The sequence below is a fragment of the Rhizobium sp. BK512 genome, from assembly GCF_014194915.1.
In the GTDB taxonomy this organism is placed as follows: domain Bacteria; phylum Pseudomonadota; class Alphaproteobacteria; order Rhizobiales; family Rhizobiaceae; genus Rhizobium.
Genome location: NZ_JACIAS010000014.1, coordinates 39437 through 52694, shown reverse-complemented (window position 1 = coordinate 52694; position 13258 = coordinate 39437). Strand labels below are relative to the sequence as shown.

The 13258-nt window shown below is 59.3% G+C and carries 12 protein-coding genes and 2 pseudogenes; 5 read left to right on the top strand and 9 right to left on the bottom strand.

Translation table 11 applies throughout. The features are described 5' to 3' along the window. Positions 1-17: 17 nt before the first annotated feature. Complete coding sequence (locus tag FHX06_RS33710) at positions 18-959, bottom strand: sugar ABC transporter substrate-binding protein (RefSeq protein WP_018115301.1); 942 nt, start codon at positions 957-959, stop codon at positions 18-20. Between the two features lie 172 nt (positions 960-1131). Between FHX06_RS33710 and FHX06_RS33705 the strand changes: the two genes are divergently transcribed. Beyond that, positions 1132-2145 (top strand): LacI family DNA-binding transcriptional regulator, encoded by a 1014-nt coding sequence (locus FHX06_RS33705; protein WP_049800914.1) that lies wholly within the window; start codon positions 1132-1134, stop codon positions 2143-2145. A 195-nt stretch (positions 2146-2340) separates the two neighbouring features. Here FHX06_RS33705 and FHX06_RS33700 read toward each other — a convergent pair. Beyond that, positions 2341-2960 (bottom strand): annotated as a pseudogene (locus FHX06_RS33700) (methyl-accepting chemotaxis protein); the annotation flags it as partial. On the opposite strand from FHX06_RS33700, the pseudogene FHX06_RS33695 reads away from it, so the two are divergent. Continuing rightward, positions 2952-3086: pseudogene (locus tag FHX06_RS33695) on the top strand (acetyl-CoA C-acetyltransferase); the annotation flags it as partial. The pseudogenes FHX06_RS33700 and FHX06_RS33695 overlap by 9 nt on opposite strands. Before the next feature lie 247 nt (positions 3087-3333). Here FHX06_RS33695 and FHX06_RS33690 read toward each other — a convergent pair. The 7 genes from FHX06_RS33690 to FHX06_RS33660 form a co-directional block, all read right to left on the bottom strand. Then, a complete protein-coding gene (locus FHX06_RS33690; RefSeq protein ID WP_312866626.1) occupies positions 3334-3462 on the bottom strand; it encodes a 3-keto-5-aminohexanoate cleavage protein in 129 nt (42 codons plus the stop codon). Next, complete coding sequence (locus tag FHX06_RS33685) at positions 3459-4319, bottom strand: inositol monophosphatase family protein (RefSeq protein ID WP_018115305.1); 861 nt, start codon at positions 4317-4319, stop codon at positions 3459-3461. The genes FHX06_RS33690 and FHX06_RS33685 overlap by 4 nt, the downstream gene beginning before the upstream one ends. Positions 4320-4463: 144 nt before the next feature. Then, positions 4464-5108: a hypothetical protein gene (locus FHX06_RS33680; RefSeq protein ID WP_018115306.1), complete on the bottom strand. Its 645-nt coding sequence runs from the start codon at positions 5106-5108 to the stop codon at positions 4464-4466. Further along, entirely contained in the window at positions 5101-6228 is a 1128-nt protein-coding gene (locus FHX06_RS33675) for a gluconeogenesis factor YvcK family protein (RefSeq protein WP_018115307.1), read from the bottom strand. Before FHX06_RS33675 ends, FHX06_RS33680 begins: the two co-directional genes overlap by 8 nt. Before the next feature lie 75 nt (positions 6229-6303). Further along, complete coding sequence (locus tag FHX06_RS33670) at positions 6304-6885, bottom strand: NUDIX domain-containing protein (protein WP_246715766.1); 582 nt, start codon at positions 6883-6885, stop codon at positions 6304-6306. Between the two features lie 146 nt (positions 6886-7031). Continuing rightward, complete coding sequence (locus tag FHX06_RS33665) at positions 7032-7562, bottom strand: NUDIX hydrolase (protein WP_018114190.1); 531 nt, start codon at positions 7560-7562, stop codon at positions 7032-7034. A gap of 64 nt (positions 7563-7626) precedes the next feature. Further along, on the bottom strand, positions 7627-8640 hold the full coding sequence (locus FHX06_RS33660; RefSeq protein WP_112547268.1) for a substrate-binding domain-containing protein: 1014 nt from the start codon (positions 8638-8640) through the stop codon (positions 7627-7629). Between the two features lie 181 nt (positions 8641-8821). Between FHX06_RS33660 and FHX06_RS33655 the strand changes: the two genes are divergently transcribed. The 3 genes from FHX06_RS33655 to FHX06_RS33645 all read left to right on the top strand — a co-directional run bounded on the left by FHX06_RS33655 (position 8822) and on the right by FHX06_RS33645 (position 13222). Then, complete coding sequence (locus FHX06_RS33655; protein ID WP_018114178.1) at positions 8822-9850, top strand: ABC transporter substrate-binding protein; 1029 nt, start codon at positions 8822-8824, stop codon at positions 9848-9850. A gap of 76 nt (positions 9851-9926) precedes the next feature. Continuing rightward, positions 9927-12164, top strand: coding sequence for an ABC transporter permease (locus FHX06_RS33650; RefSeq protein WP_112547267.1), 2238 nt, complete (start codon positions 9927-9929; stop codon positions 12162-12164). Continuing rightward, on the top strand, positions 12161-13222 hold the full coding sequence (locus tag FHX06_RS33645; protein ID WP_112547266.1) for an ABC transporter ATP-binding protein: 1062 nt from the start codon (positions 12161-12163) through the stop codon (positions 13220-13222). Before FHX06_RS33650 ends, FHX06_RS33645 begins: the two co-directional genes overlap by 4 nt. Positions 13223-13258 lie beyond the last annotated feature (36 nt).

Sequence of the window (13258 nt, the reverse complement as noted above, 5' to 3'; positions counted from 1 at the left end):
TCCTGTCCGAAGCCGGCTTACTGGACCGCATCGGGATGTTGTTTGAGGAAGTCCGCCACAGTATCCTTGGTGATCAGCACTGCAGGCACCTCGACAGCCTGCGGCTTCCAGTCCGCGCCGGCCTTTTTGATGTCCGCCAGCAGCTTAATCATATTGTAGCCTTCGGTGTAGCTGTCTTCCCATGCGGTCGCGGCCATGTGACCGTTCTTGATATTTTCGATCGCCTGCGCGTTGCCGTTAACGCCATAGACCATCACGTCATCGCGCCCCTGAGAGCGAAGCGAGCCGATTGCGCCGATTGCCGGATCGTCCCAGCAACCCCAGATCGCCAGCTTTCCTTCTCCCGGAGGATGAGAAGCAAGCCACGCATTGGCATATTGGGCGCCATCCTCGAAATAGCCGGGGATGCGCACCTCGTTCTTCGTCACCTTGATGTCCGGGTGGCTTTCCAGCATCTTATCCATCAGCGTTTCACGGTTTCGGCAGACCTCGCCGGTGCGGTAGGTGAGTGCTAGAAGTTCGCCCTTGCCGCCCATATCGTCGATCATCTTCTGGATGACCGGCTCGGCAATCGGCGCGCCGGAACCGTTGGTCGCCGCCACGCTCAACCCGAGCCCGCCGCCCCATGTGACGACCGGGATACTAGCCTGCTTGGCCGCATCCAGGCCGGCTCCGATCGAGGATGCAGGAAAGACGAGATCGGCGATCGCAAAGGCACCACGCTGCACAAAATTCTGGATGGCCGCATTTGCCTGGTCGGCGCTGCCCGCAGCATCGACGACGGAGACTTCATACCCGAACTCTCCGGCGGCCTTCTTGGCGCCATTGATATAGCGGACATTGTTGGCTTCGGTTGCCGCGATCGAAACGAGACCAACCAGCGGCTTGTCGGCCGCATGCACTGGCACAGCCGCGAGCGTTGCAGCCGCGAGCACAATACCCAAAGAAACGAACTTCATAGCTTTCCTCCCAATCCGACCGCCGATGTTCAGCAAACGTCAGCTAACCGTTTCGCTAGCATTCTTGATTTCTCGTGAATCCGCAAGTATTTTTGCTGTATATCTGGACAAATTTGCGGATTTGCCGCAAGCATTCCAGCGAAACGATTAGCTGGATTGGTCCCGACAGCGAATGGCAACCATAAGAGATGTGGCAAACCGTGCACAGGTATCGACGGCGACCGTATCGGCAGTCGTCAATGAATCCGCCTATGTCAGCCCTGAACTGCGCGCGCGGGTCAACGCGGCGATCAACGAGCTCAATTATGCTCCGTTACAGGCGGCCCGCAGTCTCAAGCGCGGCCGTAGTCAGTTGCTCGCGCTGGTCGTTGCCGATCTCGCCAATCCGTTTTTTGCGAGGCTTGTTTGGGCTGCAGAAGCTGCGGTGGCCGCCTGGGGTTACTCGCTTGTCCTATTCAACAGCGACGAGAAACCGGAAAACGAGCGGCGAATCCTCGCGCGGATCCGTGCGCTCTCCTGCGACGGGATCATCCTCGTGCCGGTCGACGTCGTCTCGACACAGCCGCAGCGCGATAGCGAAGGTGAAGCGATCCCGACTGTCCTGTTTGGCCGCACCGTCGAGGGGCAGAATACTGACACGATCACCATCGATAACGTCTCTGCCGCCCGACAGGTCACCAATTACCTGATGGATCTCGGGCATACACGCATAGGCACCATTACCGGTCCCCTGCATCTGACAACAGGCCGTGGCCGTCTTGATGGCATGCTGGAGGCTATGCGCGCACGCGGGCTGACGCCGGCGCCAAACCATATCCGTGCCGGCGAATTTCGGGAGGATACCGCCTATTCCGTCGCTCGAGAACTGCTGAAGCAGCCCGAGCCCCCGACTGCGATATATGTCGCCAACGGTGTCATGGCGCTCGGTGTCATGAGAGCGCTCGCCGATCTCGGCCTCAAATGCCCTGATGATATTTCGATCGCGTCGACGGACACCATTCCCGGCATTGGAGGGCTGCGGCCTCGCCTGACGCGTACAGAGCATCCGGTTATCGATATGACCAACGAGGCGTTGCGTCTGTTGGTGGATCGTATCAGTCGCGGGGCCGGCGCCGACGCGCGCAATGTCGTCTTCCAACCCTCGCTCGTCGTGGGCGAGAGTTGCGCGCCGTTCAAGAGCCGCTGAAGTGAAGTGGCAGCTTTAGGAATTCGATTGCGAGTTGGCCACCGTTGAGGTTAGCCATCGGTTTCAGCCGGAAGCCTGCCGGCAACCCGACAGATGCACTAGAGTTCAAGTCGATTTTTGTGAGGGAACGAAGTGCGGACGGGCGCGTCAGCGACCGGACCAGTGTATGTTTGCAGGTTTCTTCCGAACGAAGGCTCAGCTTGCTTCACGCATCCGCTGCGCCACTAGGCGTAGGCCGGACGCTTGAGGAACGTTACTGCCGACGCGGAATTTGGCAATCAGGCTCAGCAGTTCGTCAGTATCTGCGGCAAGTGCTTGGGCTAACGCCGTGGTTTCCTCGGCCATGGCGGCATTGTGCTGAGTAGCCGCATCAAGCTGATTGAGCGATGACGAGATCGAGCGAAGCGTTGTGTCTTGCTCGGAGGCCGAGTGGGCGATCTTGCCAACGATCCCGCTAGCGGTTTTCACCTGATCGGAGATACGTTTCAAAGCTTCGCCTGCCTCGCCGACTAGGCGCACGCCGTTTTGCACCTGGCCGGAGGAACGCGAGATTTGGTCCTTGATCTCCTTGGCAGCGGCCGGAGAACGCTGCGCCAATTCGCGCACTTCCTGAGCGACGACGGCAAAACCCTTACCGCTTTCGCCAGCACGGGCGGCCTCGACCCCGGCGTTCAGAGCTAGAAGGTTGGTCTGGAAGGCGATATCATCAATGACCCGATAATCTTGGAGATTTCTTCCGACGAATGCTCGATACCACCCATCGCATCAATTGCCTGGGTAACGATCTGGTCGGAGCGGCTGGCTTCGTCGCTGACCAGGGTGCCCGCGTTCTCAACACACTGCTCTTCGAGATGAGGCGCCGAGGCGCCAAGAAAGGCCTTGCCACATTGTGCATCGGCGGCGGCATGGGCGTCGCCATGTGCTTCGAAGCAATGTGGTGAGGCGACAAACGAGACCTGGAAAGCGGATCACTTCTCAGTGCAAATCCCGGGCCAACTCTCAGCGCAAATCATCGGTTCCCCGACGTCGTGTCTCTCATGAACCGTTCCGATCTATTACTATCCCCGGCTATCTTAATAGTGCCTCCGTCTCACGCCCATATACGGATACCACTATTGACTGCTGAAAACTGACGCGATGAAGCCACGACATTACAACGGTCGCTGTGAGCGAAGAAAAAGTATCGCGTTATCTCGGGGGTAAACCGAGTATTTCGCGTGCCTCTTTAGGGCTTGCGATGAGGCCGCCGAGATCCTGGACAATACGGACCGCCTTCTCGACCATCTCGGCATTGTCGTGAAAACGGTCTATGCTCACGTTTCTACCGACACTACAGACCTGGCCGGATCTGTTGTCTCAGGCCGCTTGCCCGCCAGAGAGAGCGGGATTTTTGAAATCTTGCTGATCCCGGCCGCAATCGCCGGAGCGGCCGCAAGGACAGGGCCACCCTTTTCCAGGCTGCCAATCTCCAGGAAGGGGCAGACATCGCCACCCGCCTCGCTGACAAGGAGAAGGCCGGCAAGGCAGTCCCAGGAATTCATATGCAGTTCGACGTAGCCGTCGGAGCGGCCATCGGCCACATAGGCCAAGGCCAGGGCACCCGAGCCCGCCCGGCGCACATTGGTCCCGAGATCGAGCAGCCCCTTAACCACATCGAGATAGGTCTCGTTCGCTATGCGCGTCGACCATCCCATTTCGATCGTCGTGGCATCGTAGCGATTTGTCGCAGCAACCTGGATCGGCTTGCCGTTCAAGCTCGCACCACGACCACGTTCAGCAAAATAAAGCTCATCAAGCGCTGGAGTGTAGATGGCACCGAACTCCGTCACCCCCTTTTCCACATAGGCGATCGAAATGCAGAAATGGGGAATTCCGCGCGCGAAATTGGCCGTACCATCGACAGGATCGACGACCCAGACGCGCTCACCGATAGCGCCACCGCCTTCTTCGCCAAAGAAGCTGTCGCCAGGGAAGCATGCCAGGATACCGTCGCGGATCAGAGCCTCCGACGCGGCGTCAGTCTCCGTCAGATAGTCCTGCGGGCCCTTCATCGACACGCCTGTTCCGGCTCCCGCATGAAAGCCCTTGAGAACCAGCTCGCCGGCAGCGCGGATGATCGTGCGGCAATAGTCCGCACGCGTTTCGGCCAAGACAACATCGGATCCTGGATGCATCGAAATCCCCTTAGGCGCTTTGCACACGCGATCACCATTGCACTCGCGTGCAAAGCGGTCAAGTGCTGCAATCGTTGGATATGAATTGTGTTGACGAGTTATGATTTTACCAGAATTGCAAGCGCGCTCGCACCCGCCTGCACACTAGTCCGTCTTCTGGGGGCACTCGTCTATTCTCGGATGGAAATGGGACTGCCACCGGATCGGCGCTTCTGAAAACAGCCCAAACGCCTGAACGACCATACCGCTTGGGACATCGATGTTTCTGGCAACGCCGCTGCCTTTGAGGACCCCTCCGCGTTTGTCCGGATCAGGCTCTCGAAAAGAGCCGCCGGCGCCGAGCTGGCAATTCTGAATGCGGATCGGGCCAAGCACCTGTGCGCCATCGCCGAGCCTGGCGCTCCCGGCAATGGAGCCGCCGCCGTTCAACCGGACGTCGTTTCCGATGTGGATCCGGTCATTTGGCGCACTGGTGACAAACGTGAAGCCCCCCTCCTGACCGACATCGCCGTTTGCACCGATGGCAATTGAGCCGGCGCCAGCCGCTATCCGCACGCCGCCGTGAAGGACGGTTGACGCACCGATGCTGACCGCCGCCTCGGGGCCTACCTCCAACGTCACATTGGGCCAGATGAAGATACCAGGCGCCAGGCTGACGCGGCGGGAAATCAGGGTCGAAAATGGATCGACGATGGTGACATCCAGATCTGCAAGCCGAAGCGTCTCCTCAATCGTCAGGAAACCTTTCAGGCGCCTGACCTCATCAATTCTTTCTGGTATCTCACGCATCTGAAGCGCCTCCGGCCGCGATTTTTAGCAGGACTGCGACTGTTGCATCGCCGTCATGCTGGCCGCGGCTCCAAGCATCCTCGAATTCGCCTCTGAAGATAGCGGTTCCGGCATCTTCTTGAAGGTTTTCTCTCAGATAAGGAAACTTTCCAATCGTCTTTTCAAAGGGAAAGAGCATTCTGTTTGCGAGGACGGAAACGAATAGATCGGCGTTTCCGCCACCTTTTCGCCCATGCAGATTTGCAGCGGACAAGACGTCTTCGAGCGTCAGGCCCATTGTCTCCCGGCATTGCAGGATATTGCCGATGAAAACAACCGGACAGCTGGCATTTTCAATCGCCGGCACGAGGCCATTTACCAGCAAATGCGGCAGGATACTCGTATAAAGGCTGCCTGGACCGAAGGCGATAAGGTCCGCATTGGCAATTGCGTCGAGCACCGCGGGGTTTGCAACCGCCGGACTCCGATCGGCGCGAGCCAGCTCGACCTCGGCTATTCCAATCCTTGCATCCTCCGGCACCATCGACGTGATAACGTCCTGTGGCATCAGGCTGCGACCGTCGTTCAGCCTTGCGGACAGAACCAGATCGTTGTCGCAGGATGATGGCCATACGTTTCCCCTGATGCCGCAGAGCTTTCTGAACACGAAGATCGCCGTGTTGACGTCCCCGTTATGCGCAAGGCATGCCCCCGTCAGAATGAAATTGCCGATGCTGCCGTGCCTGAAGTCGAATTCACGGCCGACAGAAGAGGCGAACGTGTTCAGATAGTTCAAGATCGCACCATGAAGACCTGGCTCCATCCTCTCCAGCAACGGATGACGGCCTTCTGCATAGAAGAGAAATTCATTGCGGGCTTCCTCACGGCCAAGATTGGCCGAAAGCCGGGCGTTGCAGATTTTGACCACGTCACCGGCACAGCCCTCTCCATGCGCCATGGTCATCAGAGCCTGGCGGATATCTCCGACCGAAAGGATGGCAAGCCGCTCACGAATGACTTTCGAGCTGCCGCCGCTATCCCAGGCGGGCACAACGCGGGTGACGTCGGCTCCGTTTTGGCACAGCGCAACATTGATCGATCGACACGCGCTGCCACCCGAGAATAGCACAATTCGTTTCATAGCTGCTCCTGATCTGCGCGGGCCGAGGGACGGCCTGCGAAAACTTCCCTCTGGTCGCATAGCTGTGGAAGCCTGTCATAGAAGCTTGCGCAGTCGCGCAAGTGCAAAAGCGGCAATGGTGCCGGAATCCTGGAGATCGCCATCGAGTATCATCCGTTGAAGTTCGTCGACTGAAACAGCTTGGCCGATAAGATCCTGCTCTTCATGTTCGAGCCTGCTGTCCCCTGCGGTCAGATCCGTCGCAAAATAGACGTGGCATCTCTGTGTCACTGTTCCATAGAGCGGATAGATGGTGCCGATCCTGACCAGTGATGCTGCAGTCAATCCCGTCTCCTCCTTTAATTCGCCGCGGGCAAGCTCTTCGGTATCCGCATCCGGCCTGTTATCCCAACTCCCCTGCGGAAATTCCCATTGGCGCGACCTGATCGGATAACGAAACTGTTGCACGAGGTGAACGAGACCTCCGTCATACGGCAGGATCATCACGAAGTCGGGCTTGTCGACATAACCGTAGAGGCCGGCGGTTCCGTCACGGCGCCGGATCTTATCTTCGCGCACGGTCATCCATCGATTGGAATAAACCTCGGTTGAATCGACAGTAACGATATCCGGTTGCGGGTCGTGCTTGGGGGTTTCGTCGATAAAAGATGGGTGCAAAAGCGTGCGCTCCCTGTTGATGGCAAGGCTGGTTTACCGGAGCAGATGGATGAACCCAAGCTTTGCGTGACCCCAAAAGCTTGCCGGGCGTCGGCCTGCGCCTCATACAGGCAAGTTGTATCTTGCAGCGCGGACACATCTGCCTCCTAGCTGCCGATTTTTATCACTGTTTTCGAGCGCTTTGGTCGAAAGGATACGAGCAGCGATTTGAGCTCAAGCTCGCGCACACGACGGGCAGCCTCCTCAGGGGAAACCCAGGCGAGAACCCGCTGGCCGCACTCCTTGAAATCGTCTGCCACGCCTTCGACTTCGATCTGGAACAGTTCGACGATGCAGGGAGAGACGGCCTCTGGCTGCAGCTCCTTCAGATAGGTATAACGTCCAATCGGTTTCTTGCGCACGCGCCCCTCGACGCCAGCCTCTTCAAAGGCTTCGATTGCAGCCGTTTCAAAGGGTTTCTTTTTCTTGATCGGCCAACCCTTTGGGATGACCCAACGGTGGCTTTCACGCGAGGTAATCAGCAAAATCTCGATTTGATCCTCGTTCCCGACGTAGCGAAAGCAGACAGCTCCATATTGCTGCATGAAAGCGCCCTTGAACAAAGTTTCGGGAACGAGCGCCAGCTGGCGCAACAATCCTGCGGCCTTGTCTTTCTTCGGCTTGTGGTCGTTCGTCATCTATATCCTAAGCTGATTGCTGAGCCTCTCAGCTCTTCGGCGCCACGGTCTGGTGGTTCGCGCATTACCCGCCGCGGATCGAGCTCCGCCAGACCAACTCGGCATGGAGTTTCAGTGTAGGAACCTCGTTTATATCGACCGCAGCGGCGGGCGCAGCCAGGAAGGCGACCGCCTCACGCGCCACTGCCTCAACCGGTTGCGCGAAGGTCGTCAAATCGTAGGAAGACCACGACGCCTGCTCGATATCGTCAAAGCCTGCGACGCAAAGCTGATCGGGAACGGACATCTTGAACTGATGGCGAGCGGCATCCATGACGCCGCAGGCAAGCAGATCGTTGGCGCAAAAGATCGCATCCGGCCGCTCCTTGCGGGTCAGCAGTCTTTGGGCGACCACCTTACCCGCCTCATATCCCGTCGAGCCGTAGCGCTCGACAGCGACCGCCATGCCAAGGGCTGAGGCAGCAGCGACGAAACCGCGCTCTCGTGCCATCAGGCTCGGCGTGCCGGCCTCGGAATTGGCGAATGCAAGCTGACGGCAGCCCGCTCGCAGAAAGGCGGTAAGAATGCGCCCAGCAGCCTCCTGGTCATCGAGATTGATACGCAGCGGGCCTGGCTGGTCGTCGTCGCGGTTGATAAGAACCAGCCGCTGACCATTCTTCAGGCAGAGCTGCGTGATGGATTTGTCGGGCAGTCCAGACAGGATGATCGACGCATCTGCCCGATAGTGGATCGCCTGCCTTAGTGCCCGATCCACGCTGCCATCGGACCGATCCGTGTTGACCAGCATGGCAATCTTTCCGCAGTTCTGGAGCTGCTGTGTGACGGCCTGGATCAATGACGACCGAAAAGGTGTTCCAAGCTCCGACACGATGAGGCAGACGATCCCGCTTTCGTTTGTCATGAGCCCGCGGGCCAGGTGATTGACGTGGTAGCCAAGCGCCTCGGCTGCATCCATTACGCGCCGGCGCGTTTCGGCCGATACACTGGCACCCGGCGTGAAGGCACGCGATACCGCCGAGCGGGAGACACCCGCTTTTTCCGCGACTTCCTGTGCGCTGACAAAATCCTTCGTGACCACCAGCAGCTCCCTTTGGGCCGACTCTGCACAAAATTGCAAATGTGTGCAAGTGCACAGCCGGACGTCCAGCATGACACTTTTATGACAAGGCCAATTGACAGGATCTCTCTGCTAATGCACGCTTTGCACACGCTTGCAAAAGCGGATGGCGTGGAGGCGCCAGATAATCGAGGAGGATAGAATGCGTTCAGCCCATATTATTGCCGCGGCACTTGTCACAAGTGTCTCTCTTGCTGCCTACTCGGCCCACGCTGCCGGTGATCTCAATCTCATCTGCTCGGCAGATGTTGTCATCTGCGAGATGATGAAGGACAGTTTCGAGAAGCAGACGGATATCAAGGTGAACATGGTTCGCCTGTCATCGGGCGAGACCTACGCGAAAGTTCGCGCCGAGGCGCGCAATCCGAAGACTGATATCTGGTGGGCCGGAACCGGCGACCCGCATCTGCAGGCGGCCAGCGAAGGCCTGACGCAGGAATACAAATCACCGATGCTCGACCAACTTAATGACTGGGCAAGGAAACAGGCGGAGAGTGCCAATTTCCGCACGGTCGGCGTTTATGCCGGCGCGCTCGGCTGGGGCTACAACACTGATCTGTTGGCCAAGAAGGGCCTGAAGGAGCCTAAGTGCTGGGCCGATCTGCTCGATCCATCCTACAAGGGCGAGATCCAGATCGCCAATCCGAACTCGTCGGGCACCGCCTATACGGCGCTTGCGACGCTCGTGCAGATCATGGGCGAGGACAAGGCTTTCGACTATCTCGGCAAGCTCAACGCCAATATCTCGCAATATACCAAGTCAGGGTCGGCGCCGGTGAAGGCCGCTGCCCGCGGAGAAGCAACGATCGGCATCGTCTTCATGCATGACGCGGTGGCTCAGACGGTGGAAGGCTTCCCGGTCAAGTCGGTCGCCCCCTGCGAGGGAACCGGATACGAGATTGGCTCCATGTCGATCATCAAGGGCGCCAAGAACCTCGACAATGCCAAGAAGTGGTACGACTGGGCCCTGACAGCCGAAGTGCAGTCGCACATGAAGAATGCCAAGTCCTTCCAGCTGCCGTCCAACAATTCGGCTGAGGTTCCGAAGGAATCACCGAAATTCGAGGATATCAAGCTGATCGACTACGACTTCAAGACCTATGGCGATCCCGACAAGCGCAAGGCACTGCTGTCACGCTGGGACAAGGAAATCGGCGCGAAAGCCAACTGACCTCGACCCGATCCCAACGGCCGGCCGCGCAAGCCGCCGGCCAGATGCATGTTGCTGCTTAAGCGGGAACGACCCGATGACCCACAATCGCCGACTGGATATCGCCCTCGCCTCTGCCATTGGCGCCATCGTCCTGCTCCCGTGGTACCGGATCGAGGGCGGCTTCTTCGGCCTTGCCTGGCTGTCTGACTTTCCGAGCAATCCCGCCACGGCGCCCGCTATCCTGCAGATCGTCTCCCATGGACGATGGTGGCTCGCGATCGCCGGCTTTTTCGCGCTGCTTGGCGGCGTCGCGCGCTTCGTTTCGAACCCGGTGCAGCGGGGAGGATTGCTTTCCTGGGCAGGTGGCCTCGGTCTTATCTTTCTTGCGCTGCAAGGGCTAGCAATCGGCTTTTCCGGCTGGAGCTGGACGATCAGCGAAACGCTGTTCGGCATGGTTGCCGACGGCCAACCCTCTATGGGCGCCGGCGCTGTCATCACCGGCATCGTCTTCGTCTTGATGTTTTCCTTCGGGCTCGCCGAACGTGGCGTCATGAAGGGCGACGCCTTCGTCGTCTCCGCCATCGCTATGCTCGTCCTTCTCGTCACCGTTTTCGTCTTTTACCCCATAGGCAGCATGTTCGTCGGTGCGTTTCAGGATTTCGACGGCTCCTTCAATCCTGATGGGTTCATCACCAACATTCAGGATTCCTCGGTCTGGAGCCTCGGCTGTGTGGTGGGCGGCGAACGGTGCGGCGTTGCTTGGCGCACGCTCTGGCTGGCGATCATGACGGCTGCGGGTTCCACGACGCTCGGTCTGTGCTTTGCGCTTGTCGCCACCCGTACCCGCTTTCCCTTCAAGAAGGGCCTGCGACTCCTGACGATCCTGCCGATCATCACGCCGCCCTTCGTCGTCGGGCTGGCATTGACGCTGCTCTTTGGCCGCTCCGGCGTTGCGACGCAATTGGTCTCCACACTGCTTGGTGTCGAGCCCGGCCGCTGGCTCTATGGCCTGACCGGCATCTGGATTGCGCAAGTGCTCTCGTTCACTCCTATCTCCTTTCTGGTGCTGATTGGAGTGGTGGAAGGCGTCAGTCCGTCGATGGAAGAGGCCTCGCAGACGCTGCGCGCCGATCGCTGGCGCACCTTCTGGCGCGTGTCGCTGCCACTGATGAAGCCCGGCCTCGCCAATGCCTTCCTGATCGGCTTCATCGAGAGCATGGCCGATTTCGGCAATCCGCTTGTCCTCGGCGGGAGCCACGGCGTGCTGTCGACGGAGATCTTCTTTGCCGTGGTCGGCTCTCAGAATGATCCGTCGCGCGCCGCCGTGCTCGCGATGATTCTGCTCTGCTTAACCCTCTCGGCCTTCCTGGCCCAGCGCTTCTGGCTGGCAGGCAAGAATTTCGCGACGGTAACGGGCAAAGGCGATTCCGGACAACATATCGCGTTGCCACGAGGCTTGTCGATCGCCGTGCATGCCGTCGTCATTCCCTGGATGATCTTCACCATCATCGTCTATGCGATGATCCTGTTCGGTGGCTTCGTGCGCACCTGGGGTCTCGATAACACGCTGACAACAGAACACTACATTCGCGCCTTCTCGATCGGGTTCCGCGATGACGGCGGCCTGGCGTGGACAGGGGTGGCCTGGAATTCGTTCTGGACGACGATGGAGATCGCGCTGATCTCTGCCCCGCTGACGGCTGCTGTCGGCCTGCTGACGGCCTATCTTATCGTCCGGCAGAAATTCGCGGGTCGCAATCTCTTCGAATTCGCGTTGATGATGAGTTTTGCAATCCCGGGAACCGTCATCGGGATTAGCTACATCATGGCCTTCAACCTGCCGCCGCTGGAAATGACCGGCACCGCCGTCATCCTCATCGCCTGCTTCGTCTTCCGAAACATGCCGGTCGGCGTGCGCGGCGGCGTCGCGGCGATGAGCCAACTCGACAAGAGTCTCGACGAGGCGTCACTGACACTGCGCGCTGATAGTTTCCGGACGATCCGCAAGGTCATCCTGCCGTTATTGCGGCCCGCGATCACCGCCGCGCTCGTCTATTCCTTCGTGCGCGCTATCACCTCGATCAGCGCCGTCGTCTTTCTCGTCAGTGCTCAGTACAACATGGCCACGTCCTATATCGTCGGCCTCGTCGAGAACGGCGAATACGGGGTGGCGATTGCCTATTCCTCGACGCTGATCATTGTCATGGTCGCTGTTATCGTGGGTTTCCAGTTTCTCGTAGGAGAGCGGCGGCTGCGGCGTGAAAACCGCATTGCCATCGCAGCGCCGACCGCTACCGCAGCTGCCCCCCTCGGTCAGGAGAAAACCGCATGATCAACGCCAAGGCCGGCTCGGTCGTCTTCCAGAACGTTCGCAAGACCTTCGGTTCCTTCACCGCCATTCCCGACCTGTCGCTGACGATCGAGCCCGGCACGCTGGTCACGCTTCTCGGCCCCTCCGGCTGCGGCAAGACGACGACGCTGCGCATGCTTGCCGGCCTCGAACACCCGACCGCCGGACGCATTCTGATCGGCGGCAAGGACGTGACGATGCTGCCTGCAAACGAACGTGACGTCTCGATGGTGTTTCAGTCCTACGCGCTCTTTCCGCATATGAGCGCTCTCGACAACGTCGCCTACGGCCTCGAATCCTCCGGGCTCAAACGCAGGGAGGCGCGTGGGCGCGCTGAGGAAGGCCTGACGCTCGTCGGCCTCGGTGGCATGGGGCAGCGTCTGCCAGCAGAGCTGTCCGGCGGCCAGCAGCAGCGCGTAGCGGTTGCCCGCGCGCTCGTGCTCGAACCGCAGGTATTGCTGCTCGACGAGCCGCTTTCGAACCTCGATGCGCGGCTCCGACGCCGTGTCCGTACCGAGATCCGTGAGCTGCAGCAAAGGCTCGGATTTACCGCCGTGTACGTCACCCATGACCAGGACGAAGCGCTCGCCGTTTCAGATGAGATCATCGTCATGAAGGATGGCGAGATCGCCCAAAAAGGAGCACCGCGTGCGCTCTATGACGAACCGGCCTCCGCTTTCATCGCCGACTTCATGGGCGAAGCCAATGTCGTACCCTGCGACATCGTCGTGGTCGACGGCGATCGTGCAACCATCACCATCGAGGGCCTCATCCATCAGCTCTCCGGTCGCAACCTTCGCCCCGGCCCGGCACAGCTTGCTATCCGGCCCAACGCGATTACGCTTGCGCCGAAGAACGGCGGCGGCTTCAGCGGCGCGATCACCCACGCCGCTTATCTCGGCGATCATGTCGAATACGAGGTGAAAACCAAAACTGGAACGCTCTTTGTCGTCGATCCCGCAGTGGGGAAGACGTTCAAACCAGAAACGGAGGTCGAGATCGGCCTCAAGGATCGTGGCGTTGCCGTCATCAGCGACTGAGTGCGCCTTACGGCGTGGGTGATCAAAAAGCGGCGC

Excerpts from the sequence above, each read along its gene's own strand:
- FHX06_RS33710 (WP_018115301.1), bottom strand. The coding sequence starts at position 959 with ATGAAGTTCGTTTCTTTGGGTATTGTGCTCGCGGCTGCAACGCTCGCG.
- FHX06_RS33705 (WP_049800914.1), top strand. The coding sequence starts at position 1,132 with ATGGCAACCATAAGAGATGTGGCAAACCGTGCACAGGTATCGACGGCG.
- FHX06_RS33685 (WP_018115305.1), bottom strand. The coding sequence starts at position 4,319 with ATGCATCCAGGATCCGATGTTGTCTTGGCCGAAACGCGTGCGGACTAT.
- FHX06_RS33680 (WP_018115306.1), bottom strand. The coding sequence starts at position 5,108 with ATGCGTGAGATACCAGAAAGAATTGATGAGGTCAGGCGCCTGAAAGGT.
- FHX06_RS33675 (WP_018115307.1), bottom strand. The coding sequence starts at position 6,228 with ATGAAACGAATTGTGCTATTCTCGGGTGGCAGCGCGTGTCGATCGATC.
- FHX06_RS33665 (WP_018114190.1), bottom strand. The coding sequence starts at position 7,562 with ATGACGAACGACCACAAGCCGAAGAAAGACAAGGCCGCAGGATTGTTG.
- FHX06_RS33655 (WP_018114178.1), top strand. The coding sequence starts at position 8,822 with ATGCGTTCAGCCCATATTATTGCCGCGGCACTTGTCACAAGTGTCTCT.
- FHX06_RS33650 (WP_112547267.1), top strand. The coding sequence starts at position 9,927 with ATGACCCACAATCGCCGACTGGATATCGCCCTCGCCTCTGCCATTGGC.
- FHX06_RS33645 (WP_112547266.1), top strand. The coding sequence starts at position 12,161 with ATGATCAACGCCAAGGCCGGCTCGGTCGTCTTCCAGAACGTTCGCAAG.